Source organism: Arthrobacter sp. B2060 (assembly GCF_059090445.1).
On sequence record NZ_JBNHFR010000009.1, the window covers coordinates 184,303 to 207,131 of the forward strand.

At 63.9% G+C, this 22,829-nt stretch carries 18 protein-coding genes; 3 read left to right on the forward strand and 15 right to left on the reverse strand.

Going from position 1 to position 22,829, the window contains the following annotated elements; all coding sequences use genetic code 11:
• Nucleotides 1-78: 78 nt before the first annotated feature.
• Genes AC5RUM_RS16155 through AC5RUM_RS16170 form a run of 4 tightly spaced genes read right to left on the reverse strand, consistent with a single transcriptional unit; the run spans nucleotide 79 to nucleotide 5,956 of the window.
• On the reverse strand, nucleotides 79-2,586 hold the full coding sequence (locus AC5RUM_RS16155) for a GcvT family protein (protein WP_494035881.1): 2,508 nt from the start codon (nucleotides 2,584-2,586) through the stop codon (nucleotides 79-81).
• Nucleotides 2,587-2,623: 37 nt separating this feature from the next.
• Nucleotides 2,624-3,613, reverse strand: coding sequence for a formyltetrahydrofolate deformylase (purU, locus tag AC5RUM_RS16160; protein ID WP_494035882.1), 990 nt, complete (start codon nucleotides 3,611-3,613; stop codon nucleotides 2,624-2,626).
• Between the two features lie 9 nt (nucleotides 3,614-3,622).
• The gene (locus AC5RUM_RS16165) at nucleotides 3,623-5,572 is read right to left on the reverse strand and encodes a BCCT family transporter (protein WP_494035883.1); all 1,950 of its coding nucleotides are present in this window, start codon (nucleotides 5,570-5,572) and stop codon (nucleotides 3,623-3,625) included.
• Nucleotides 5,573-5,605: 33 nt separating this feature from the next.
• Nucleotides 5,606-5,956, reverse strand: coding sequence for a bifunctional 3-phenylpropionate/cinnamic acid dioxygenase ferredoxin subunit (locus AC5RUM_RS16170; RefSeq protein ID WP_400581719.1), 351 nt, complete (start codon nucleotides 5,954-5,956; stop codon nucleotides 5,606-5,608).
• 246 nt (nucleotides 5,957-6,202) lie between these two features.
• On the opposite strand from AC5RUM_RS16170, the gene AC5RUM_RS16175 reads away from it, so the two are divergent.
• Nucleotides 6,203-7,405 (forward strand): NAD(P)/FAD-dependent oxidoreductase, encoded by a 1,203-nt coding sequence (locus tag AC5RUM_RS16175; RefSeq protein ID WP_494035884.1) that lies wholly within the window; start codon nucleotides 6,203-6,205, stop codon nucleotides 7,403-7,405.
• Nucleotides 7,406-7,508: 103 nt separating this feature from the next.
• Complete coding sequence (locus AC5RUM_RS16180) at nucleotides 7,509-8,735, forward strand: aromatic ring-hydroxylating oxygenase subunit alpha (protein WP_494035885.1); 1,227 nt, start codon at nucleotides 7,509-7,511, stop codon at nucleotides 8,733-8,735.
• Nucleotides 8,736-8,917: 182 nt separating this feature from the next.
• Here AC5RUM_RS16180 and AC5RUM_RS16185 read toward each other — a convergent pair whose 3' ends face one another.
• The 11 genes from AC5RUM_RS16185 to purU (AC5RUM_RS16235) all read right to left on the reverse strand — a co-directional run bounded on the left by AC5RUM_RS16185 (nucleotide 8,918) and on the right by purU (AC5RUM_RS16235) (nucleotide 21,762).
• Nucleotides 8,918-10,417 (reverse strand): catalase, encoded by a 1,500-nt coding sequence (locus AC5RUM_RS16185; protein ID WP_494034708.1) that lies wholly within the window; start codon nucleotides 10,415-10,417, stop codon nucleotides 8,918-8,920.
• A 30-nt stretch (nucleotides 10,418-10,447) separates the two neighbouring features.
• Complete coding sequence (locus tag AC5RUM_RS16190) at nucleotides 10,448-10,954, reverse strand: molybdopterin synthase catalytic subunit (protein WP_494035886.1); 507 nt, start codon at nucleotides 10,952-10,954, stop codon at nucleotides 10,448-10,450.
• A gap of 10 nt (nucleotides 10,955-10,964) precedes the next feature.
• The gene (fdhD, locus tag AC5RUM_RS16195; protein ID WP_494035887.1) at nucleotides 10,965-11,846 is read right to left on the reverse strand and encodes a formate dehydrogenase accessory sulfurtransferase FdhD; all 882 of its coding nucleotides are present in this window, start codon (nucleotides 11,844-11,846) and stop codon (nucleotides 10,965-10,967) included.
• Nucleotides 11,847-11,885: 39 nt separating this feature from the next.
• Nucleotides 11,886-13,163: a molybdopterin molybdotransferase MoeA gene (locus AC5RUM_RS16200; RefSeq protein WP_494035888.1), complete on the reverse strand. Its 1,278-nt coding sequence runs from the start codon at nucleotides 13,161-13,163 to the stop codon at nucleotides 11,886-11,888.
• 276 nt (nucleotides 13,164-13,439) lie between these two features.
• Nucleotides 13,440-14,042, reverse strand: a complete 603-nt coding sequence (gene folE / locus AC5RUM_RS16205; protein ID WP_494035889.1) for a GTP cyclohydrolase I FolE — start codon at nucleotides 14,040-14,042, stop codon at nucleotides 13,440-13,442.
• Nucleotides 14,035-16,374 carry an FdhF/YdeP family oxidoreductase gene (locus AC5RUM_RS16210; protein ID WP_494035890.1) on the reverse strand — a complete coding sequence of 780 codons (2,340 nt, stop codon included), beginning with the start codon at nucleotides 16,372-16,374 and terminating at the stop codon, nucleotides 14,035-14,037. The genes folE and AC5RUM_RS16210 overlap by 8 nt, the downstream gene beginning before the upstream one ends.
• An 11-nt stretch (nucleotides 16,375-16,385) precedes the next feature.
• Nucleotides 16,386-16,685, reverse strand: coding sequence for a hypothetical protein (locus tag AC5RUM_RS16215; protein WP_494035891.1), 300 nt, complete (start codon nucleotides 16,683-16,685; stop codon nucleotides 16,386-16,388).
• Nucleotides 16,682-17,560, reverse strand: a complete 879-nt coding sequence (locus tag AC5RUM_RS16220; protein WP_494035892.1) for a bifunctional 5,10-methylenetetrahydrofolate dehydrogenase/5,10-methenyltetrahydrofolate cyclohydrolase — start codon at nucleotides 17,558-17,560, stop codon at nucleotides 16,682-16,684. Before AC5RUM_RS16220 ends, AC5RUM_RS16215 begins: the two co-directional genes overlap by 4 nt.
• Nucleotides 17,557-18,183 carry a cyclodeaminase/cyclohydrolase family protein gene (locus tag AC5RUM_RS16225; protein WP_494035893.1) on the reverse strand — a complete coding sequence of 209 codons (627 nt, stop codon included), beginning with the start codon at nucleotides 18,181-18,183 and terminating at the stop codon, nucleotides 17,557-17,559. Before AC5RUM_RS16225 ends, AC5RUM_RS16220 begins: the two co-directional genes overlap by 4 nt.
• Nucleotides 18,184-18,295: 112 nt before the next feature.
• Entirely contained in the window at nucleotides 18,296-20,788 is a 2,493-nt protein-coding gene (locus AC5RUM_RS16230; protein WP_494035894.1) for a GcvT family protein, read from the reverse strand.
• 59 nt (nucleotides 20,789-20,847) lie between these two features.
• Nucleotides 20,848-21,762, reverse strand: a complete 915-nt coding sequence (gene purU, locus AC5RUM_RS16235; protein ID WP_494035895.1) for a formyltetrahydrofolate deformylase — start codon at nucleotides 21,760-21,762, stop codon at nucleotides 20,848-20,850.
• A gap of 119 nt (nucleotides 21,763-21,881) precedes the next feature.
• On the opposite strand from purU (AC5RUM_RS16235), the gene AC5RUM_RS16240 reads away from it, so the two are divergent.
• The gene (locus AC5RUM_RS16240) at nucleotides 21,882-22,562 is read left to right on the forward strand and encodes a GntR family transcriptional regulator (RefSeq protein WP_494035896.1); all 681 of its coding nucleotides are present in this window, start codon (nucleotides 21,882-21,884) and stop codon (nucleotides 22,560-22,562) included.
• Nucleotides 22,563-22,829: the final 267 nt, after the last annotated feature.

Sequence of the window (22,829 nt, forward strand, 5' to 3'; positions counted from 1 at the left end):
ATTGCAGACGAAAACGGCCCCGCTTCCTTTCGGAAGCGGGGCCGTGTTGCTTGAGGCTTTAGGTGCTCTTTCGCACTGTCAGCCGCGGAGGCGTTCCATGCCGGGGTCGAACAGGGGCTCTGCGGTAACGGTGGCTGCGACGCGCCGGCCGAAGTACTCGATCTCCACGGAGTCACCCACGGAGACGGCGGACGGCAGCCAGGCGTAGGCGATCGGCTTGCGCACGGAGTAGCCGTACGCGGCGCTGGTGACGTATCCCGCCGCCAGGCCGTCCACGTACACGGGTTCCTTGCCCAGCACGATGGAGGTGCCGTCGTCGACCGTCAGGCAGCGGAGCTCCCGGGTGGCGGGCTCCTCCTTGCGGGCGGCCAGTGCCTCGGCGCCCACGAAGCCCACCTTGTCCTTGGCCACCGAGAAACCCAGACCGGACTGGTAGGGGTGGTGTTCGGAGGTCATGTCCGTGCCCCACAGCCGGTAGCCCTTCTCCAGGCGCATGCTGTTGAACGCGCCACGGCCGGCCGCGACGATGCCGTGTTCCTGCCCGGCTTCGAACAGCAGGTCCCAGAGCTTCAGGCCGTACTCGGCGGTGGTGTACAGCTCCCAGCCAAGCTCGCCCACGTAGGAAAGCCGCATGGCAGTGACCGGGATGCCGCCCACCGAGATTTCCTTGGTACGGAAGTACTTCAGGCCGTCGTTGCTGAGGTCGTCCGTGCTGACCTTGCCGATGACTTCACGCGCCAGCGGTCCCCACAGGCCGATGCAGCAGGTGCTGCCTGTGATGTCGGTAACGTGCGCCCACTGGCTGGGGTCGGCGGCCGACTGCTTCCTGGCCTCCACCCGGAGGTAGTCGAAGTCCACGTTGCTGTTCACGCCAAGCTGGAAAGTCTCCTCCCCGAGCCTGGCCACGGTCACGTCACTGCGGATGCCGCCGTCGTCCGCCAGCAGGAGGCAGTACGTCACCGCGCCGGGCTTCTTGGTGATGTTGCCGGTGCTGAGGCGCTGCAGCAGCGCCAGGGCGCCGGGGCCGTTCACGGAGAGCCGCTTCAGCGGCGTCATGTCGTAAAGCCCGACGGCGGTGCGCGTCTTCCACGCTTCGGCCGCGGAGATGGGGGAGGAGAACATCGCAGCCCAGGATTCGCGCTCCGGTGCCTGCCACTCGGCCGGCAGTTCGTCCAGCAGGCCGCGGTTGGCCTCGAACCAGTGCGGGCGCTCCCAGCCGGCGGACTCCAAGAAGAACGCGCCGAGTTCCTTCTGGCGGACGTTGAACGGGCTCACACGCAGGTCGCGCGGGGATTCCTTGGGCTGCAGCGGGTGCAGGATGTCGTAGATCTCGACGAAATTCTGCTGGGACGTTTCGCTGACGTACTCGTCGCTGGTCTGGACCTTTTCGAACCGTTCGATTTCGCAGCCGTGCAGGTCCGTGCGGGGCTGGCCCTCGACCAGCAGTTCGGCCATGGCCTTGGCAACGCCGGCCGAGTGCGTGACCCACACCGCTTCGGCCACGAAGAAGCCTTCGACGTCGGGAGACTCGCCCATGAGCGGGCCGCCGTCGGGGGTGAAGGAGAAGATGCCGTTGAAGCCGTCCTGGATCTGGGTCCGGTGCAGGGCAGGCAGCAGGTCCTGGCAGTCTTCCCATGACGGAGCGAAGTCCTCCAGGGTGAAGTCCAGGCGGGAGGGCATGCGGTGCTCGGACATCTGGTCTGCGGCGACGCGGGGGAGGAGCTCCATGTCGACGGGGAGGGGGCGGTGGGCGTAGCTGCCGATGCCGATGCGGTCGCCGTGCTCGCGGAAGTACAGGTCCCTGTCCTGGTAGCGGAGAATGGGCGAGCGCGCGCCGTTGGGCAGCTCGTTCACGCCTTGCTGTTCGGCCAGGGCGGTGGTCTTGACGTACTGGTGGGCGAGCGGCAGCAGCGGCACTTCCATGCCCACCAGCTTGCCCACCTCGCGGCCCCAGAACCCGGCGCAGGAAACCACGATGTCCGCGGGAATTACGCCCTGTGAGGTTTCGACGCCGGTGACCTTGCCGCCGGCCTGTTCGATGCCGGTGACGCCAGTTGAGCCCAGGAACGTCACGCCCGCTTCGCGGGCGCGGCTGATCAGCAGCTGGACCGCCCGGGCCGCGGAGGCGAGTCCGTCGGAGGGAACAAGGAGGCCGCCAAGGATTTGGCGCCCGTCCCTGAACTGCCCCTTATTCAGCAGCGGCCAGTACTTCTCACATTCATCAGCGTCGATAATCCGGCCTTCAACGCCCCAGGAGGTGGCGTAGCCGAGCTTGCGCTTGAGGTCCTGCAGCCTGGCTTCGGTGGTGGCAAGCTCCAGCCCGCCCACCTGGTTGAAGCAGGACACTCCGTCGGCGCTGAGGGAGAGCAGCTTGTCCACCGTGTATGAGGCGAATTCCGTCATGGTCTTTGACGGGTTGGTCTGGAAGACCAGTCCGGGTGCGTGCGACGTGGAGCCGCCGGCAAGCTCCAGCGGGCCCTGTTCGACGACCGTGATGTTGTTCCAGCCCCGGCTGGCGAGTTCATCCGCAAGGTTGGTGCCGACAATACCGGCGCCGATGATGACGACGCGAGGTGATGCGCTCATAAAAATGTTTCTCCTGTTTGGCTTGGCGGACGTCCGCTTAGCGGAATACGACGGTGCGGGTGTTGTTGAGCAGGACGCGGTGCTGGCAATGCCACTTGACCGCCCGGGACAGGGCCTGCGATTCGGCGTCACGGCCAACCGTGACGAGGGCGTCCGGATCCAGGCTGTGGTCCACGCGGAAGACTTCCTGTTCGATGATCGGCCCCTCATCGAGGTCCGCGGTCACATAGTGCGCCGTGGCCCCGATCAGCTTCACTCCGCGGTCGTAGGCCTGGTGGTATGGTTTGGCGCCCTTGAAGCCGGGCAGGAAGGAATGGTGGATGTTGATGGCCCGGCCGCGCAGTTCATTGCACAGGCCATCGGAGAGCACCTGCATGTAGCGCGCCAGGACCACCAGGTCCGCGTCGTATTCCTTGACGAGCTCCAGCAGCCGCGCCTCGGCCTCGGGCTTGGTTCCTGGCGTCACCGGAACGTGGATGAAAGTCAGCCCGGCGTTCTCCGCCATGGCGCGCAGGTCCTCGTGGTTGGAAACCACGACGGCGATCTCCGCCCCGAGGCTGCCGGCCCGCCAGCGGTAGATCAGGTCGTTCAGGCAGTGGCCGAATTTTGAGACCATGACCAGCAGGCGCGGCGGCCGCCCGTCGTGAAAGGTGAAATCCATGCCGAACTCGGAGGCGGTGGGCGCAAACTCGTGCGTGAGGTTTTCCGCGGTCTGTTGGTTGGGCTCATAGGCGCCCGTGAAATCCCGATGTGCCCGATCACGGGTTTCGGTTCTGCTGTCCGTGAAGGCCGTCCGCAGGTAGAGCTTTCCGCTGACATGGTCATCGAACTGCTGGTGCTCGACGATGTCGAAGCCGCGGTCGGCCAGGAAGGCGGTGACTGCCCGCACGATGCCAGGCCGTTCCGGGCAGGCCAGCGTGAGGACGAATTCCGTCGTGCGGGTCTTGGCCAGGGAGCGCGCGGAGGCGGCCTCGGCTGTGACTGCCGTTGCGGCACCCGCGGGACGGCCTTCAAGGGTTGTGGTCACAATTGTCTCCTAGTTGGGGGTGACGACGCTGGAACTGCCGGGACAGCGGGCATCGCTGGCGCAGCGTTCCCCGCATTCATGCTTGGTCACGAGTTCGAACTGGACGCCGCCGTGTTGGTCGACGCCGGTACGGATGGCCCGCTCGACGACGGTGTTGGCGAGCCGGCGCCGCAGGGCCAGCGGATCGCGGCGCAGGTCCTTAGCGAGCGCGAAACAGAGCAGCAGCATGACTATGACGAACGGCAGGGCGGCCACGATGGTGATCCGTTGCAGTCCGGACAGGGCTTCGGAGGGCTGATCCCCACCGGCGAGGAGCATGACGGCGGCCACGGCTCCGGTCAGCGTGCCCCAGAAGATGACCAGACCGCGCGGGGGCTCGTTGGACCCGTTGGAGCTCAGGGACGCCATGACGATGGAGGCCGAGTCGGCTCCGGTGACGAAGAAGATGGCGACGAGCACCATGGCAAGCACGATCACTGCGGCGATGGCCCAGGCGGGCATGTGCAGGTTCTTGACCAGGTCGAAGAGGGCGCCGTCGAATGAAATGGTGGGCACGCCGTCGACCATTTTGGCGAGTCCGTCTGCGGGGTTGTCCGTCTTGTCGGCTTCGGCCTGGATGCCAAAGGCGGTGCCGCCGAAGATGCCGAACCAGATCACGCTGACAACGCTGGGGACCAGCAGTACACCGGTGACGAACTGGCGGATGGTGCGGCCGCGGCTGATGCGTGCGATGAACATGCCCACAAAGGGTGTCCACGATACCCACCAGGCCCAGTAGAAGATGGTCCAGCCGGACATCCAGGTGCGCAGGGCTTCGTCTCCGACGGCTTCGGTCCGCGAGGACATTTCCGCCAGGTCGCGGGCGTAGTCGCCGACTGCGGAAGGAATCAGGTTCAGGATGAACATGGTGGGGCCGGCGACGAAGACGATGAGTGCCAGGATGACGGCCAGGACCATGTTGATGTTGGAGAGCCACTGGATGCCGCGGCTGATGCCGGAGACGGCGGACGCCACGAAGCAGGCTGTGAGGATGGCGACGATGGCGACGAGCACTGGCGTTCCGAGCTCACTGGTCCAGCCGTTGGAGGCCAGGCCGCTGCCGATCTGCAGGGCTCCGAGTCCCAGGGATGCTGCAGTGCCGAAGAGGGTGGCGAAGATGGCGAGGATGTTGATGAACTTGCCTAGCGGTCCTTCCACAGTCCTGGTGCCGAAGAGTGAGGTGAAGGCCGCGGAGATGAGTTGCTTGCGGCCCAGCCGGTAGGTGCCGTAGGCCATGGCGATTCCGACCACGGCGTACATGGCCCAGGGGTGCAGGGTCCAGTGGAAGATGGAGGTTGCCATTGCGGTCTGGATGGCTTCGGGGGTGCGGCCGTCCACGGTTCCGGGCGGCGGCGAGACGTAGTGGTAGAGCGGTTCTGCGACGCCGTAGAACATGAGTCCGATGCCCATGCCGGCGGCGAACATCATGGCCACCCAGGAGACGGTCCGGAATTCGGGCTTTTCGCCGTCCTTGCCGAGCGGGATGTTGCCGAACTTGCCCAGGGCGAGCCACAGGACGAAAACGACGAAGAGCGAGGCGAGTCCCATAAACAGCCAGCCGGTGTACTGCATTACCCAGTCAAGGGCGCTTTGGGATGTTGTTGCCAGGCTGTCTCTCCCGGCAAAGCCCCAAACGACAAAGGCGAGGGCCAGGATGCCGGTGATGCCGAAGGTGACTTTGTCCAGGGTGAGCTTGCGGTTCCGCCGTTCGGTCACGGCCTGCTCGGTCTTAGTCTGGCGAAGTTCCTGCAGGATCTGTTCGTAGTCTTCCAGCTCATCCAGGGGGTCCACCACCGGCTCTGGCAAGGGCAGGTCCGGGTCCGTGGATCCGTCCAGGGCGGCTTCGTTGCCGCTGCTGTCCAGATCGGGTTCGCTGCTGAGGTTGTCGCTGCTATATCGGGTGTCGCTATTCGGGGCCATGAGGAATTCCTTTGCTCGGATTCATGGGCTTGCTTAGATGTGGCCGTCCACTGTCAGGCCAGGGGGGAGGTTGGGGACCTCGGTGGATTCGGTGATCATGATGTCGCCGTCGATCACTGTTACTTCATGGGTGCGGACCGGGAGCTTGGCCGGCGGGGCGTCCACGCCTCCCGTGCGCAGGTTAAAGCGGGATGCATGGAGCGGGCATTCGACCCAGCAGTCCTCGACCCAGCCGTCGGCCAGGGAGGCGTCCTGGTGGGTGCATGTGTCATCAATGGCAAAGAGCTCGCCCTCCTCGGTGTGGAAGACGGCGATGGGAGGAGCCGTGTTCAGGCGGAGCGCTTCCCCTGGTGCCAGTTCACTGAGTGGGCATGCCTTGTGCATGGATGGACCTCTTCTTCTTGGTAGAGCCTGATGGTGCGACTGCTAAGTTCCGTAATCAACAACAACAATCGCGATAAGCAACAGCGTGCGCCAGGTCACAGACTGTTGTCAAGGGTTTTCTGCTCTGTTGCGACCATCCGCCTCTTAGTTAAGGACGGCCCTTGACAGTCGCCGTGGCATGGATCACGCTGTTGCATATAACGATTCATGTTGCGTAACAAGCAATTGAAGGAGGCTGTGGTGTCAATGGAGACGCTTGCAATTGTGGGGGCCTCCCTGGCTGGCCTCTCAGCCGCCAGGGCCGCCCGCGCCCAAGGCTTCACCGGGCGGCTTGTGGTGATCGGCGATGAGCCGCACCGGCCCTACGACAGGCCGCCGCTGTCCAAAGATTTCCTGCTCGGTGCAATCACCGCAGAGGACCTGTACCTGGAATCCGAAGCCGACGAGCTGCAGGCAGAGTGGCTGCTTGGAGGAGGCGCTGTTTCCCTGGACGCCGAATCACGCAGCATCCGGCTGAAGGACGGCCAGGTCATTCAGGCGGACGGCATTGTCATAGCCACGGGCGCACGCGCCCGCCAGTTGCCCGCTCTGGCGGGACTGAGCAATGTGTTCTCACTGCGGACGCTTGCTGATGCCCAGGCCCTTGCCCCCGAACTGCTGCCCGGAAGCAGGATGGCCGTCGTCGGTGCCGGTTTCGTCGGTGCAGAGGTGGCCTCCGCCGCGGTGTCCCGTGGCATGGACGTCACCATGATCGACACCAAGCCCGTGCCCTTCGCCGGTCAGCTCGGGGCGGAGATGGGAGCAGTGGTGGCCAGGCTGCACGCAGCAAACGGCGTGGAGCTGATCTCGTCCGCCACCATAGAGGACTTCTACAGCTGCGAAGGAAACGTCACCGGGCTGCGCCTTGCCGGCGGCGGGTACGTGTCCGCTGACGTGGTGGTGATCGGCATTGGCGCCGAGCCCAATACAGACTGGCTGTCCGGTTCCGGGCTTGAACTGAACCCGGGCATCGTCTGTGACGCGATGGGCCGCACCAGCATTCCGGGGATCGTCGCTGTGGGCGACTGCGCCGCGTGGTTCGACCCTGCGGCCGGATTCCACCGCCGGGTTGAGCACTGGACCGGCGCTCTGGAGCGCGCAGCGCTGGCAGTCCGGGCCTTGCTGGACTCCGACGCGCCCGAACAGCCTGCCAAGCCCGCCTACTTCTGGTCTGACCAGCACGGCGTCAAGATTCAGTTCGCTGGGCACTCCGCCGGCTACGACCGCCTTGAGGTTGAGGCAGGGGATCCCCAGGAACACAGCTTCCTCGCCGTGTACTACCGCGGAGACGAGCCGGTGGCGGTCTTGGGAATGAACCAGCCCAGGCTCTTCACCAAATGGCGGCGGAGCTTGGCTTCGCCGGCACGGGCGGAGGCACCCGCACTCGTGGGGGCCGGCGCAGTGTCCTGAAGAAGCAGTGTCCTGAAAAACGTGTCTTGAAAATTAGCAGCCCCTAAACCTTCCGTCGATACCAAAGTTTGACCGAGTTTCTTGTTTTTGTTAGGAGTAAAAATTGTCTGTTGAGGTAAGCACCCCGAGCCTGATCCCGACGCTGGGCGGTCATTTGTATACGGATCCGGCTATTTTCCGGGCCGAGCAGGAGCGTATTTTCGAGCAGATGTGGTTCTGCGCGATCCGGTCCTCGGACCTGGACAAGCCCGGGGCGTGGCAGACGGTGCAGGTGGGTCGGGAGAGCGTGCTGATCTCGCGGACCCGCAAGGGGCAGATCCGTGCCTTCTATAACGTGTGCCGGCACCGTGGGGTGAAGCTGTGCATGGAGGAAAAGGGCGAAGCGGCCCGTAACTTCCAGTGCCCGTACCACGCCTGGACGTATGACTTCGAGGGCAAGCTGATCGCGGCGCCGAACCTGACGAAGATGCCTGACATTGACCGGGACGAGTACGGCCTGAACAAGGTCCACATCCGTGAGTACCTGGGGTATGTGTGGGTGTGCCTGGCCGAGGAGCCGCCGTCCTTCGAGGAGGACGTCATGGGCGCGATCGAGGAACGCCTGGGCAACGTGCACGCCATTGACGGGTACGACGTGGCGAACCTGTCCGTGGGCCGGCGGATCCGTTATGACGTGAAGGCGAACTGGAAGCTCATCATTGAGAACTTCATGGAGTGCTACCACTGCGCCACGATCCACCCGGAGCTGACCGAGGTGCTGCCGGAGTTCGCTGACGGGCTGGCCGCGCAGTACTTCGTGGGCCACGGCGCGGAGTTCGGTGAGGACATCAAGGGCTTCACCGTGGACGGCTCCGAGGGCCTGGACGTCATCCCGGGTGTGGCCGAGGACCAGGACCGGCGCTACTACGCGATCACGATCAAGCCGACCGTGTTCGTGAACCTGGTTCCGGACCACGTGATCATCCACCGGATGTTCCCCATGTCCGCGGACCACACGATCGTCGAATGTGACTGGCTGTACCTGCCCTCCGTGGTGGAGTCCGGCAAGGACGTCAGCGCCTCCGTTGAGCTGTTCCACCGGGTGAACATGCAGGACTTCGATGCCTGCGAGCGGTGCCAGCCGGGCATGGCCTCCAAGTCTTACGCCAAGGGCGGCGTGCTGGTGCCCAGCGAGCACCACATCGGCGCTTTCCACGACTGGGTCCAGGAAACCGTCGGCGACGTGCCGCTCTCCGGAGAAGCCCTGCTGGGCCTCACCGCGGACACCCCGCCGCTGGAGGAACGGGCCGAAACCCTGCAGCGCAAAGAGACCGCCACCCCGGCCTCGTAAGCCCCGCCCCGATAACCAAATAACCAAACGATGACCCCGGGCCCCGGCCCGGGGTCATCGTTGCGTGTAGCCCCCAGCTCTGTACGGATCCTGTACCGGGCATCCAAGATGCAAAGAACAAAAGAACCCCGCCGCGGCAGTGTGGGTGCCGTGGCGGGGTTCTTTTCAGCTGGAAGGCTTTGTTAGCCGATCTTGTTGGCTGCCTCTGCGTCGGAGAGGGGGGCTGCGCCGAGGTTGGCGCGGAGTTTGGCGCCGAGTTCGGCGTCGACGTTGGTCCAGTACTGGATGGCGCGTTCCTTGATGCCGGGGCTCTTCACGCCGCCCACGGCGCCGGTGATGGTGTCCAGCAGGCGGGCCTTGGCGGCGTCGTCGTAGACCTCGCGGTAGAGGGTTCCGGCCTGGACGAAGTCGCCGTCCTCGGCGTGCAGGGAGTGCGCGGCGAGGGTCAGTTCGCCGTCGTTCTCCCAGCCGCCGGCCGGGTTCTGCGGCTCGATCGCGGCCGGGCCGCCGAGGGTGTTCGGGGCGTAGACCGGAACGGACGGGGCGTTGAACAGGTAGCGTCCGGCGCCGTCCTGGCTGTAGTTGTTGACCTGGCTCTTGGGCTGGTTCACCGGGATCTGGGCGTGGTTGGTGCCCACACGGTAGCGGTGCGCGTCGGCGTAGGAGAAGATCCGGGCCTGCAGCATCTTGTCCGGGGACGCGGCGATGCCGGGCACGAAGTTCGAGGGCGCGAAGGTGGCCTGCTCGATCTGCGCGAAGTAGTTCTCCGGGTTCCGGTTCAGCTCCATGGTGCCGACCTTGATCAGCGGGTAGTCCGCGTGCGGCCAGACCTTGGTCAGGTCGAACGGGTTGAACCGGTAGGTCTTGGCGTCCTCGTACGGCATGACCTGCACGTGCAGGTCCCAGGACGGGAAGTTGCCGGCCTCGATGTTCTCGTGCAGGTCCCGGATGTAGAAGTCCGCGTCCGAGCCCGCGAGGGCTTCGGCTTCCTCGCCGGTGATGTTCTTCACGCCCTGGTTGGACTTGAAGTGGTACTTGACCCAGAACCGCTCGCCCTCGGCGTTGATCCACTGGTAGGTGTGCGAACCGTAGCCCTGCATTTCCCGCCAGGACGCCGGCAGGCCGCGGTCACCCATCAGCCAGGTCACCTGGTGCGCGGACTCCGGGGACAGGGTCCAGAAGTCCCACTGCATGTCCGCGTCCCGCAGGTGCGTGCCCGGCAGGCGCTTCTGGGAGTGGATGAAGTCCGGGAACTTGATGCCGTCGCGGATGAAGAACACCGGGGTGTTGTTGCCCACGAGGTCGTAGTTGCCCTCGGAGGTGTAGAACTTCACCGCGAACCCGCGCGGGTCCCGCCAGGTGTCCGGGGAGCCGTTCTCACCGGCGACGGAGGAGAAACGGATCAGCATCTCGGTCTCCACGCCGGGCTGCAGGAACGCGGCCTTGGTGTACTTGGAGATGTCCTCGGTGGTCTTGAAGGTACCGAACGCGCCGCCGCCCTTGGCGTGCACCACACGCTCCGGAACCCGCTCGCGGTTGAACTGCGCGAGCTTCTCCACCAGGTAGTGATCCGTGAGGATGATCGCACCGTCGGCGCCGACAGCCTTGGAATGGGCATCGGACGTGACCGGAGCACCGGACTGTGTCGTGGAGACGGCAGGCGCAGAGATGTTCGAAGTCATCTTTCTCCTAATTTATTGATTACTTGACAGTTACGAAGGAAGTTTTTCGGCCCTGGATTCGGTGTCGGGCCTGCGGGTGCGGCGGAACATCGGCTCGTCCGCGCCAACCCATTCGACCGAGCCGTCGCCAAAGAGCTGTTGCTTCCAGATCGGTACGCCTGCCTTGATGCGGTCCACCAGTTCGGAACAAATGGTGAACGCCTGACGGCGGTGAGCGGCCGCCACGGCGCACACAAGGGCCACGTCGCCGACCTTCAGGTCGCCAACGCGGTGGGCCGCCCAAATGCGGACGGGGTGGCCGGTCTCCTCCGAGTGTTCCTCGCGAAGAGTGGCCACGACCTCCAACATTGCCTTGGACGCAGTGGGATGCGCGGTGTAGCTCAACCGCTCGACGGCCTTGCCGCCGTCGTGGTTGCGAACAACGCCCCGGAAGCTGACAACGGCGCCCGCCTCGGCACCTTCGACCGCGGCAATGGCATCGTCCTCGGAGATGGGATCGGCGGTAAGGGCGGCCCCGATTACTTCAAAATCAGCCACTGGTTTCCTTTCAGATGTTCGCACCGGTGTCGGTTTCCGGGATCGTGACCCGTTCTTCGCCCACATACACATTGAGGCTCCTGCCCCGGCTGAAACCCACCAAGGTGACGCCGGTCTCGGCAGCAAGGTCCGCCGCGAGGCTCGAGGGTGCGCTGACCGCCGCCAAAACCGGAATGCCGGCGAGGGCAGCCTTCTGAACCAGCTCAAATGACGCCCTGCCCGAGACCTGCAGGACAGTACCGCGCAAGGGCAGAAGCCCTTCGCGCAGAGCCCACCCGACCACCTTGTCCACGGCATTGTGGCGGCCCACGTCCTCGCGGAGGCACAGCAGCTCGGCTTCATCGCTGTCGGTGATTCTGAACAGCCCTGCCGCGTGGACGCCTCCGGTTTTATCGAACAGCGCCTGAGCTTCCCGCAACTGTTCGGGGAGCCGCGCCAGTACGTTAACCGGCACGCGCAGCTGGTCATCCCGAGGGCTGACCATGAGGGTCTTGCGAACGGCTTCGATGGATGTGCTGCCGCAGATGCCGCAGGAGCTGGAGGTGTAAATGTGCCGGCCGGTATCCGGCAGGGTCAAACCGTGACGGAACTGGGCTTCGACGACGTTGAAGGTTTGTCTGCCGTCTTCATCCTCGCCCGCGCAAAAGCGGAGTGACACGAGATCCGACTGGTTGCTGATGATGCCTTCAGAGACGAGAAAACCGGCGACGAGGTCAAAGTCGTCCCCGGGTGTCCGCATGGTCACAGCAAAGGACATGTTGCCGAAGCGGATTTCCAGCGGTTCCTCGGCCGCCAGCACGTCCTCCCTGAGGCGCACGGGGTATTCAATGGCGGCCGCGGAGCCATCCAGGAGGTACCGGTGGACCTTTCGCCGTTGCGTCATGCGTGCCACGTGGTGAACACTCCTCGCGTGTTGGTTCTCATATGATCCTCATCGCCATGCCGGTGCGTTTTGCAGCTCTGGCCGCCACGGGAGGGCGAATACCGGAACCGGCTCCCCTAGCTGAACGCCGCGCGACGGGACCACCATGACACCGTCGGCGGAGGCCAGGCCGCGCATCATGCCGGGTCCGGTGTAGTGGGCCGGCGTCGCCCGGCCATTGACCCAACGGAAGGGCATAAGCCGTGTGGGTGCCGCGTGGGCATCGATGACCGTGCCGCACGGCAGCCGGCTGATGTCGGGCAGGGGCTGGTGGCCCAGTGCGGCCAGCAGCGGAGCGCCAATGGTGAACAGGGCCATTAAGGCGGCCAGCGGGTTGCCCGGGAGTCCGACGACGAAACGCCCATTGGGCAGTTGGGCCAAGGCAGCCGGGTGGCCGGGCCGCATGGCGATGCCATCAATGAGGAGTTGTCCGCCGAGAGCGGCCGTGGCAGCCCGGAAATGGTCGGCGCCGGAGCGCCCCGTGCCTCCCGTGGTAACGATCACCTCAGGCCAGGGCCCCATCGGCGGTTCAGCGGCACCCAGTGCTGTCAGCCATTCCTCATAGGAGTCCCCGATGCGGACCAGCGGCCCCGGGATGCCCCCGAGCATTTGGATGACTGTGCTGAGCTGCGGCCCGAAAGCGTCCCTGACCTGTCCCGGGGCCGGGACTCTGGCCGTGACCACCTCTGAGCCAGTGACCAGCATTTTGATCAGCGGCTTGCGCTGCACGTCCAGCTGGTCGAAGCCGGCGACGGCGGCCAGGGCGATGTGGGCAGGGTTCAATGTGGTTCCTGCGGCGATCAGGACTTCACCTGCTGCCGCTTCCTCGCCCGACGCGCGGATGTGCTGGCCATGACGAGGTTCACCGGGTGATGCGCTCTCGGCCACCATCAGCGTGGGCTGGCCGGCCGCGTTGGTCATTAGCCGTCCGCTCTCCACCCGGAGCACAGCCTGGGCGCCTGGAGCGATCACTCCGCCGGTAACGACAGGGCTGGCCTGCCCGTCACTGAGGGGGTTCCCTGGTTCCGTCAGCACCCACGGGCCGGAACCATTAACCGTCCAGCCGTCCATTGCGGACGAGGCGTAGTGCGGCATCTCCTGAAGCGCTGTGACGTCGGCCGCCAGAGTTCTTCCGTTCGCCTCACCGAGTGGGACCCGCTCTGGTCCGAGGGGCGAGGCGCAGTCAAAAGCCAAGCGGCGGGCTTCCGCCCAGGTGTGTTCCCGGTCCGCGGCCCGCCCGCCGTCCTCGGCCTGTGTGCCGGCAATTGGAAGGGCTTGAGCTAGCACTGGTCGTTCCCTCGTTGCTGAAGTGGTTTTCTATCTGTTCGTTTCCCGAAAGCGGTGTTTCGGCGCTTACCTCCCCAGGTTTTCAGGCCAACCGAAACACCGTTTACGGGAAACGACATCGCATTCCATGAAGCTGCTCTGCAGCCTCGTCACCCAGCTGGAAGCCGGGCAGAGTTCCGGCAGGCGGACTTCCGCAGCGGAAGAAGCCGGACCGCGATTTGATATTCCAAATATATCCTAAAGATATATCAAGCGGAAGGTCTCCGTTTTAGAATTTCACCGACGGCCCATGATCAGGCTCAGCGCTTCCGCGCGGGCTGCCGGTAAGCGCAACTCCCCCCTTACTGCGGAGGTAATGGTTTTAGCTCCCGGCTTCCTGATTCCCCTCATGGACATGCAGAGGTGTTCACATTCCACCACCACTATCGCCCCAAGCGGCCGAAGGGCAGAGACAAGAGCATCCACCACCTCGGTCGTCAGCCGTTCCTGCACCTGAGGTCTCCGCGCGAATGCATCCACCAGCCTGGCCAGTTTGCTCAGACCTGTTACCAGCCCCTCGGCCGAAGGGATATATCCAACGTGGGCCACTCCGTGGAAGGGCACCAGGTGGTGCTCGCAGGTGGAGTAGAAAGGAATGTCTTTAACGAGGACCAGTTCCTCATGCCCGAGGTCGAACGTCTTATCAAGTACTGACACGGGATCCTCGTGAAGGCCACCGTACATTTCCACAGCGGCGCGTGCCACCCGCGCCGGTGTCTCGGCCAGGCCAGGCCTGTCAGGGTCCTCGCCCACGGCAAGGAGGAACTCACGGACCGCCCGCTCCGCGCGTGGGAGGTCCACCCCCTTGGTGCGCAGTCCGGTCTCGGTAGCCTCATGCATGACTGTTCGCTCCTGCCGGTTCCAGCCTGACGATGACGGACTTGGACGTCGGGGTTCCGCTGGTGTCCGCCACGGAGTCCAGCGGCACCAGCACATTGGTTTCCGGGTAGTAGGAGGCTGCGCAACCCTTGGGCGTGGAGTAGGACACGATCCGGAAACTCTCGGCCCGGCGTTCTGTTCCACGGAACTCCGAGACCAGATCGACCATGTCCCCGTCCGCGTAGCCCATCTCGGCTATGTCCGCCTCGTTGACCAGGACCACGCGCCGGCCGCCGTAGATTCCGCGGTATCGGTCGTCCTTGCCGTAGATGGTGGTGTTGTACTGGTCGTGTGAACGCAGTGTTTGCAGGATCAGCCGGCCGGCCGGGACCCGAAGGTATTCCAGGGCATTGGACGTGAAGTGCGCCTTGCCGGACTGGGTTTTGAATTCCCTTGTATCCCGTGGCGGGTGGGGCAGCACGAAACCGCCGGGGTTCTGAATTTTCTCCTCGAAATTCTCGAAGCCATCGATGACAGCTTCGATGTGCTTCCTGATCAGGGAGTAATCGTCCCCGAGCGAGAGCCAGTCAGCTACTGGCGCGTTGGGGAGGGGGAGGCCGGAGGCGTCCGTGAACACCTTGTGGGCGAGGTTGCAGACGATGGCGACCTCGGACATCAGGTGTTCGCTGGCGGGCTTTAGCCTTCCGCGGGATGCATGAACAGCGCTCATTGAATCCTCCACGGTCACCCTCTGGTCGCCGGACCGCTGGGTATCCCTTTCCGTACGGCCCAGCGTCGGCAGAATCAGGGCACGTTTTCCCGTTGCCAGGTGGGAGTGGTTCAGTTTCGTTGAAATCTGGACCGTCAGGCGGGTATTGGCCAGGGCCTCCTCGGTAACATCCGAGTCCGGAGCCGCCCGGACGAAGTTCCCTCCCATGCCCACGAACAGCCGGACGTTGCCGTCCCGCATGGCCCGGATTGCGGCGACGGTGTCGTAGCCGTGGGCCCGGGGTGAACGGAACTGGAACTCCTGGTCAAGCCTGTCGTGGAAACTTTCCGGCATCCGTTCGAAGATGCCCATGGTCCGGTCGCCCTGGACGTTGGAGTGTCCCCGAACGGGGCATACCCCGGCTCCGGGCTTTCCGATGTTGCCCTGCAGCAGCAGGACGTTGACGACGTCACGGAGGGTGGGCACCGAGTGCTTGTGCTGGGTCAGGCCCATCGCCCAGCAGACAATGGTGGAGTCTGATGCCAGGAGGCGTTCTCCGGTAGCCGCGATCTGTTCCATGGTGAGGCCGCTGCCCTCGATGATGTCCTCCCAGCGGACTTGGTCCAACTGCGACAGATACGACTCGAGGCCGACCGTATGGTTTTCGATGAAGTCGTGGTCCAAAACGGTGGACAGGCCGGGGCTTTTCCTGCCTGCACGTTCTGCTTCCAGGAGGTATTTGCCCAGTCCCTGGAAGAGTGCCTGGTCGCCGCCGGCCCGGATCTGAAGGAAATCGTCAGTCAGCTGGGTGCCAATCAGCGTGCCTGAGATGGTCTGCGGGTTCTCGAAATGCAGCAGTCCGGCCTCGGGGAGCGGGTTGATGGATACGATGGCTGCGCCGTTTTTCTTGGCCTTTTCCAGCGCACTGAGCATGCGCGGGTGATTTGTGCCTGGATTCTGGCCGGCCACGAAGATCAGGGACGCCGTTTCCAGATCGGTGAGGCTGACCGATCCTTTGCCAATGCCGATGGTCTCGACCAGGGCCGAGCCGGAAGACTCGTGGCACATGTTCGAACAGTCCGGGAGGTTGTTCGTGCCCACGCCCCGCACTAGCAACTGGTACACAAACGCAGCCTCGTTGGACGTCCTCCCGGAGGTGTAGAAGACGCTCTGGTCAGGGTCGTCCATGCCCCTGAGTTCCTGGGCAATCATTTCCAGGGCGTCGTCCCACTCGATGGGCCGGTAGTGGGTTGCGCCCTCATCCAGGACCATCGGGTGGGTCAGCCTGCCCTGCTGTCCAAGCCAGTAGTCATCACGTGTCTTCAACTCGGCAATGGAATGCCTGGCGAAGAATTCCGGCGTGACGCGGCGGCGTGTGGCCTCCTCCGCTACGGCTTTGGCGCCGTTCTCACAGAATTCCGCAGCGTTGCGCTTCTCGTGCTCCGGCCACGCGCAACCCATGCAGTCAAAGCCGTCGACCTGGTTGACCGCCAAAAGAGTCTGCACGCTCCGGAGCGGGCCCATTTGCTCAAGGGATATCTTCAGCGCATTGGCCACCGCGGGAATGCCCACAGCCTTGGTTTTGGGTTTCCCGACAGTCAGCTTTGACTCATCGATGTTCTCGCGGGGGGCTTTAGAGGCCATTGGCTCTTCCTTCAAATCTGTGCGGACGTTTCATGCTCACCAGCTGCTGCCTCTGGGACCTCGACCGTGATGACGTCACCGTCATGGCGGAAGAACATACGGCGGCCACGGCCGAAGGCCAGAATCAGCCAGATGATGGTGCCATCCTCGGTCACGGCATCGATCCAGCCGCTGTGCGGGACCGTGTACGATTCCAGCACTGTGACGAAGTCGCCCGGGATCAGCGCGGTCCAGTCTGCCACGACCTTGGTGCAGGTGGGTGTGGCGGTGGGATGTTGTGCAGTGCGGCGTGCGATTGCCGTCCCCGTCATTGTGTGAGTGCTGGCACCGGCGCTGCGTGCGACTGTTCCCGCGCCGCTTCGGCGGTGTGGAGAAGAAGCAGGGATGTGGTGACTGAGCCGACGCCGCCGGGGACCGGTGTCAGGGCAGAGGCAACGGCCTGGACGCTGGCTTCGTCGACATCGCCGACGAGTGAGCCGTCGGAAAGCACATTGGTACCTACGTCGATGACTACAGAGTGGTCAGAAACGTCAGTCCCGGTGAGCAGCCCGGTGCGGCCGGCAGCAACAACCACGATGTCGGCAGTCTTGGTGTACTTCTCCAGAGGGCCTGACCGCGAGTGGCAGACGGTCGTGGTGGCGTCCTTCTGCAGCAGGAGGAGGGACAGCGGCTTGCCAACCACGGCTGAACGCCCCACCACCACCACACTGCGGCCGGCTACCGGGATGTCGAAGTGGTCAAGCATTTCTATTACCGCGCGCGCAGTAGCCGGGGCGAAAGCACGTTGACCCACCGTGAGGAGTCCCAGGCTCAAGGGGTTAGCGCCATCGATGTCCTTTGCCGGGTCGATGTGCCTGACCAGCTCCTGGCTTCTGACGCCCGGGGGCAGGGGAGTCTGCAGGATGATTCCATTGACGGAAGGCTCCGCGCTGAGGTCTTTCAGCACCGCAACGAGGACCTGCTCTGTAGCGTCCTGGCCGAGGTCGATAATCCTGCACTCGATGCCGGCACTTTCCGAGGCGCGCTCGATGGACCGCACGTACCAGTGGGTCGAGCTGTCCTCGGTGGCGACTACGACGGCGAGGGTCGGGCGTAGGCCCTCGTCGGCCAGGGCTTTGGCTTCTGCCTGGGCCTGCTGCTGTATTAGCTTGGCGAGGGGCTTGCCGGAGAGTACAGATGCCGTCATCGGAGGATCCTTTCCCGTACGTGCTGTGAGAGCGAGTCAGCGGCCAGCACGACTTTTTCTTCAAGGCCGTCAGTTTGTTCGGCCAGCGCGGCACGCGCGCGCGTGTCCTTTATCGCGACGACGTTGATGTCTATGTTGACGCGCGCGGTGGTGGCAGCCGCCCTGGCCGCGTCGGCGGCTGCGGCAATGTCACTGATGACATTGGGGTTGGCAATGTCCAGAAGTTCCGCGGCGAGTTCCACCACGGCGCCCGACAGCTTGATCAGCTGGGCGGGCGGCTGAGCAGCCTGAACGAGTGCATTCTGTATGGCGGCTGCGCGCGTCTCACGTTCCGAGTCGTTCGTGGCGGGCAGCTTGTAAGAGGCAATCACATCTGCGAAGGCGACTTCATCGGCGTCGGCCAGCTGCAGCGCCTCGTCAATGAGATGGTCGGCGGCGGAAATGATTCTGGACGTTGTCTGTCCGTGCTGCTCATACTTCCCGCCGGTGCTGAATCTTGCCACCATGGCCACCAGGGCCGCTCCCTGCGCTGCGTGCAGCGCCGCGGCCGCACCGCCACCCGGCGTGGGGTTCCGCGAGGCAAGCCTGCCGAGGTAGTCATTAAGTGTTTCTGAACCGATCATTTGTCCATTCCTGGGCTGGTTGATGCTGAGGGCGGGAAGGGGATGCGCGCAGCCCGGCTCCCGTTGCGAGGAGGGGTCCGGGCCGCGCGCCCCCAAGGGGCCCGACGGCTGGTTAGCCGCGGAGCCTGGTCATTTTCGGGTCGTACAGAGGCTCTTCAGTAACAGTGGCCCTGATGCGTCGTCCGAAGTATTCGATTTCGACAGAATCGCCGACGGAAACGGCTGCCGGAAGGTAGGCGTAGGCGATCGGCTTGGCGATGGTGTAGCCGTAGGCCGCGCTGGTCACGTAGCCGACCGCTTGCTCCTTGTAGTACACGGGTTCCTTGCCCAGGACGATGGACCGGCCGTCGTCGACGGTGAGGCACCGCAGCCTGCGGGAGGAACCTTCCTCCGTGCGGCCTTCGAGTGCACCCTTGCCGATGAAGCTGTCCTTGGACATCTTCACGGCGAAGGCGAGACCCGCCTCAAACGGGTCATGTTCGGTGGTCATGTCCGCGCCCCATGAGCGGTATCCCTTTTCCAGGCGCAGGGAACTGAAGGCCGCACGTCCGGCAGCGATGACGCCGAACGGCTGCCCGGCCTTCCAGAGCACATCCCAGAGCCTCTGACCGTATTCGGCGCTCGTGTAAAGCTCCCAGCCCAGTTCCCCGACGTAGGAGAGACGCATGGCCGTGACCGGAACTCCTCCGATGACAACATCCTTTGCCCGGAAGTACCGGAGACCGTCGTTGGAGAAGTCGTCATCGCTAATGCCGCTGACCAGGTCGCGGGCCAGCGGGCCCCAGAGCCCGATGCAGCACGTGCCGCCTGTGGTGTCCCGGACCTGGACCCAATCGGTGGCTGAGCCGCTTTGGGTTTGGTGCCGCGCAGCCCTGGTGAAGTACGCCGTGTCGATGTTGCCGTTGGCGCCGAGCTGGAACCTGTCCTCGCTGAGGCGTGCAACGGTGATGTCACTCCGCACCCCACCGGCATGGTCCAGCAGCAGTGTGTACGTGACGGCTCCCGGCTTCTTGTCCAGGTCCGCTGTGGTCAACTCCTGCAGCAGCTTCAGGGCGCCGGGACCGGATACTTCCAGCCGCTTGAGCGGGGTCATGTCGTACATGGCCACTGCCGTGCGGGTCTTCCAGGCCTCAGCGGCAGCGATCCGGGAACTGAACATCTGTGCCCATGCGTCACGGGCCGGGGGCAGCCATTCCGTGGGCATCTCCTTGAGGAGTCCGGCGTTGGATTCAAACCAATAGGGCCGTTCCCAGCCTCCGGCCTCCAGGAAAAAGCCGCCCAGTTCCTTCTGCCGCGCATGGAACGGGCTGACGCGAAGGTTTCGCGGGGAGAGCTTGGGCTGGAGCGGGTGCAGGACATCGTAGATTTCCACGAAGTTCTGCTGGGAGGTCTCGCTGACGTATTCAGGCGTGAGCTGGACGTCTTCGAAGCGGGTGATGTCGCACTCGCCCAGGTCGGTTTCTGACTTGCCGGTGGTGAGCAGTTCGGCCACCGCCTTGGCCACGCCGGCGGAGTGCGTTACCCATACGGCCTCTGCCACGAAGAAGCCGTCGAGCTCCTTGGATTCTCCGATGAGCGGTCCGCCGTCGGGGGTGAAGGAGAAGATGCCGTTGAAGCCATCCTCGATTTCGCTTTCTGCCAGTCCCGGGAGCAGCTGCTTGGAGGCTTCCCACGCTGGCAGGAAGTCGTCCAGGGTGAAGTCAAGGCGGGAGGGCATGTTGTGTTCGTTGACGGCTTCCGGGCTGAAGGTCCCCAGATCCTCGAGGTCAACGGGCATCGGGCGGTGGGCGTAAGACCCGATGCCGTAGCGTTCGCCGTGCTCCCGGTAGTAGAGGTCCTGATCCTGGTGGCGCAGGATTGGCAGCGTGGCGCCGTTCGGCAGTTCGTTGCGTCCCTTCAACGCGGGCACAGGAGCAGTCTTGACGTACTGGTGTGCCAGCGGCAGGAGAGGCACCGCCATGCCGATCAGGGCGCCGATCTTTGCGCCCCAGAATCCACCGCATGAAATAACGATATCGGCGGGAAGAATGCCTTCGGAGGTTTCGACGCCGGTGACCCGCCCGTCCGTCTGCTGTATTCCTGTCACCGTGGTGGACCCCAGGTACTTGACTCCCGCGGCCTCCGTGCGCTTGATGAGCAGCTGGACTGCACGGGCAGCGCTGGCCAGGCCGTCACTGGGAACGTGGAGACCGCCGAGAACGTCCTCTTCGTTCAGGAGCGGGTAAAGCTCCTTACATTCGGCAGGGGACAGTATCGTTCCCTCGATGCCCCACGATGCGGCGTAGCCGAGCTTTCTTTTCAGGTCCGCGAGGCGGGTCTCGGTGGTTGCAACTTCCAGGCCGCCCACCTGGTTGAAGCAGTTGATGCCGTCTTCGCTCAGGGAGAGCAGTTTTTCGACCGTGTACTTGGCGAAGCTGGTCATGGTCTTGGAGGGGTTGGTCTGGAAGACCAGCCCGGGGGCGTGGGACGTCGAGCCGCCGGGCATGTTCAAGGGCCCCTGGTCCAGGACTGTGATGTTGTTCCAACCGCGGGCCACGAGTTCGTCGGCGACATTAGTGCCGACGATTCCGGCGCCGATGATGACAATGCGTGGTGTCGATGCCATGTGTTAATTACTCCTGCTGATTTTGAATGTGCGCTGCTGCTGCTCGTGCCTGGGTGATCTCAACGGAAGACGACGGTGCTGGACTGGTCCAGCAGGACACGGTGCTCGCAGTGCCAACGGACTGCGCGTGCCAACGCCAATGCCTCTGCATCCTGTCCCACTGTTGAGAGGGAGGTCGGCCCAAAGCTATGGTCGACACGGATGACTTCCTGCTCGATGATCGGGCCTTCATCAAGGTCCGCGGTCACGTAGTGGGCGGTTGCCCCCACCAGCTTGACCCCGCGGTCATAGGCCTGGTGGTAAGGCCGCGCGCCCTTGAACCCGGGCAGGAACGAGTGGTGGATGTTGATCGCCCGTCCCTCGAGAGCACGGCACAGGTCATTGGAAAGCACCTGCATGTACCGGGCGAGGACCACCAGGTCGACGTTGTACTCGTCGACCAGCTCGAGCAGCCTGCGCTCGGCGTCTTCTTTGGTCTCGGGAGTTACCGGAATGTATACGAAGGGAAGGCCGGCGGCCTCCGCCATGGCCCGGTGAGTTTCGTGGTTGGAAACGACGGCGACAAGTTCTCCACCCAAGCTGCCCCCGCGCCAGCGGAAGATCAGGTCATTCAGGCAATGCCCAAACTTGGAGACCATCACCAGAACGCGTTCTTTGGTCTCGTCGTGAAAGCTGAATTTCATCTCGAAGCGTTCCGCGATGGGACGGAACTCCTCATCAAGTCTGGCTGGTTCGAAGTCCGCCGGCCCGGAAAAAGCGGTACGCAGGTGAAGCGTCTGGCGGAGGCCGTCATCGAACTGCTGGTGCTCCTCGATGTTGAATCCGCGCTCAAACAGGAATGTGGTGACCGCCTGAACGATGCCCGCGCGTTCGACGCACGACAGTGTGAGTACGAACTTCCGGCTGGTCGCTTCTCCGGAGGCTTCCGCCTGCGGAGCGGGCCGTGTTTCTTGAGTGGTCTGCACCAGGGTCACGTGACCTCCTATAGATATATGCTTGATCAACTGATTGATATATTAGGACTGGCGACCAGCGTATACTGGTGCAGGGACACGGTCAATAGTCACTATTGGCCGATAGGAGAGGCGGTACGGTGGCGTTTGAAGCTCTGGCGGTGACCGAGGACGTTGGCTCGAAATCCCTGGCCGACGTGGCCTACGAACGGATACGCGACAGGCTGCTGACCCTGGAAATCAAGCCCGGCGAGCCGCTTTACGATGAAGGGCTTGCAAAGGAACTTGGCGTGGGACGGACTCCCGTAAGGGAAGCCCTGAAGCGGCTCGAACTGGACCGGCTCGTCGTGACCTATCCCAGACGCGGCACCTTCGCAACACGCGTAGAGGTCACGGACCTCGCGTTTATCTCAGAGATTCGAGCGCAGCTGGAACCGCTCGCCGCTTCCCGTGCTGCCAGGGTCGCTAGCGCAGCGGCCCGGGAGCGTCTCCGGCGAATTGTGGCTGCAGTGGAGTCCTTCGACGTGGACAGCGCGACAGTTGTGGAGACCCTGCAGCTGGACGCCCGCGTGCACCAGGGAATTTATGCTGCGGCGGGAAATCCGCATCTGGAGGACGTGCTGATCCGCTATGACAACCTGGCCACACGCATCTGGTGCATGGTCCTGGATCGCCTGCCGGACCTTTCCCGGCATGTCCATGAGCACGTCGACCTGCTTCAAGCGGTGATCGACAAAGACGAGGCCCGTGCTGCAGAACTGGCGCGCACTCACGTAAATGGCTTTGAGAAGGCCGTGCGCACAGCACTGTTCGCCGCCTGAGCATCCCATCCTAAAGGGCAGGTGAGGCCGCTCTTTGTGGTGGTTTATCAGCTTCCCGGGCAGGTGGCAGTCTTAGGGCAAGGATCTCTGTGGCCCAGTGCGCTTGCCAGCGCAGTGCCTCGCAGCCCCTGTCCAAGTGCCTTTCGTGCCTTGTCGATGGTGGCACGCCACAGGAGATTGTTTCGTCGTTTGCCGGCCAGGCAGCGTCCGCCACTGAAAGCTAAGGCACTTAACTAACCATGCCAGATACTTTGAACGGCAGAAGGA

Bases quoted from the DNA above. Each gene is read 5' to 3' on its own strand.
- AC5RUM_RS16155 (WP_494035881.1), bottom strand. From the start codon at position 2,586: ATGAGCGCATCACCTCGCGTCGTCATCATCGGCGCCGGTATTGTCGGC.
- AC5RUM_RS16165 (WP_494035883.1), bottom strand. From the start codon at position 5,572: ATGGCCCCGAATAGCGACACCCGATATAGCAGCGACAACCTCAGCAGC.
- AC5RUM_RS16170 (WP_400581719.1), bottom strand. From the start codon at position 5,956: ATGCACAAGGCATGCCCACTCAGTGAACTGGCACCAGGGGAAGCGCTC.
- AC5RUM_RS16175 (WP_494035884.1), top strand. From the start codon at position 6,203: ATGGAGACGCTTGCAATTGTGGGGGCCTCCCTGGCTGGCCTCTCAGCC.
- AC5RUM_RS16185 (WP_494034708.1), bottom strand. From the start codon at position 10,417: ATGACTTCGAACATCTCTGCGCCTGCCGTCTCCACGACACAGTCCGGT.
- folE (WP_494035889.1), bottom strand. From the start codon at position 14,042: ATGCATGAGGCTACCGAGACCGGACTGCGCACCAAGGGGGTGGACCTC.
- AC5RUM_RS16210 (WP_494035890.1), bottom strand. From the start codon at position 16,374: ATGGCCTCTAAAGCCCCCCGCGAGAACATCGATGAGTCAAAGCTGACT.
- AC5RUM_RS16215 (WP_494035891.1), bottom strand. From the start codon at position 16,685: ATGACGGGGACGGCAATCGCACGCCGCACTGCACAACATCCCACCGCC.
- AC5RUM_RS16220 (WP_494035892.1), bottom strand. From the start codon at position 17,560: ATGACGGCATCTGTACTCTCCGGCAAGCCCCTCGCCAAGCTAATACAG.
- AC5RUM_RS16225 (WP_494035893.1), bottom strand. From the start codon at position 18,183: ATGATCGGTTCAGAAACACTTAATGACTACCTCGGCAGGCTTGCCTCG.
- AC5RUM_RS16230 (WP_494035894.1), bottom strand. From the start codon at position 20,788: ATGGCATCGACACCACGCATTGTCATCATCGGCGCCGGAATCGTCGGC.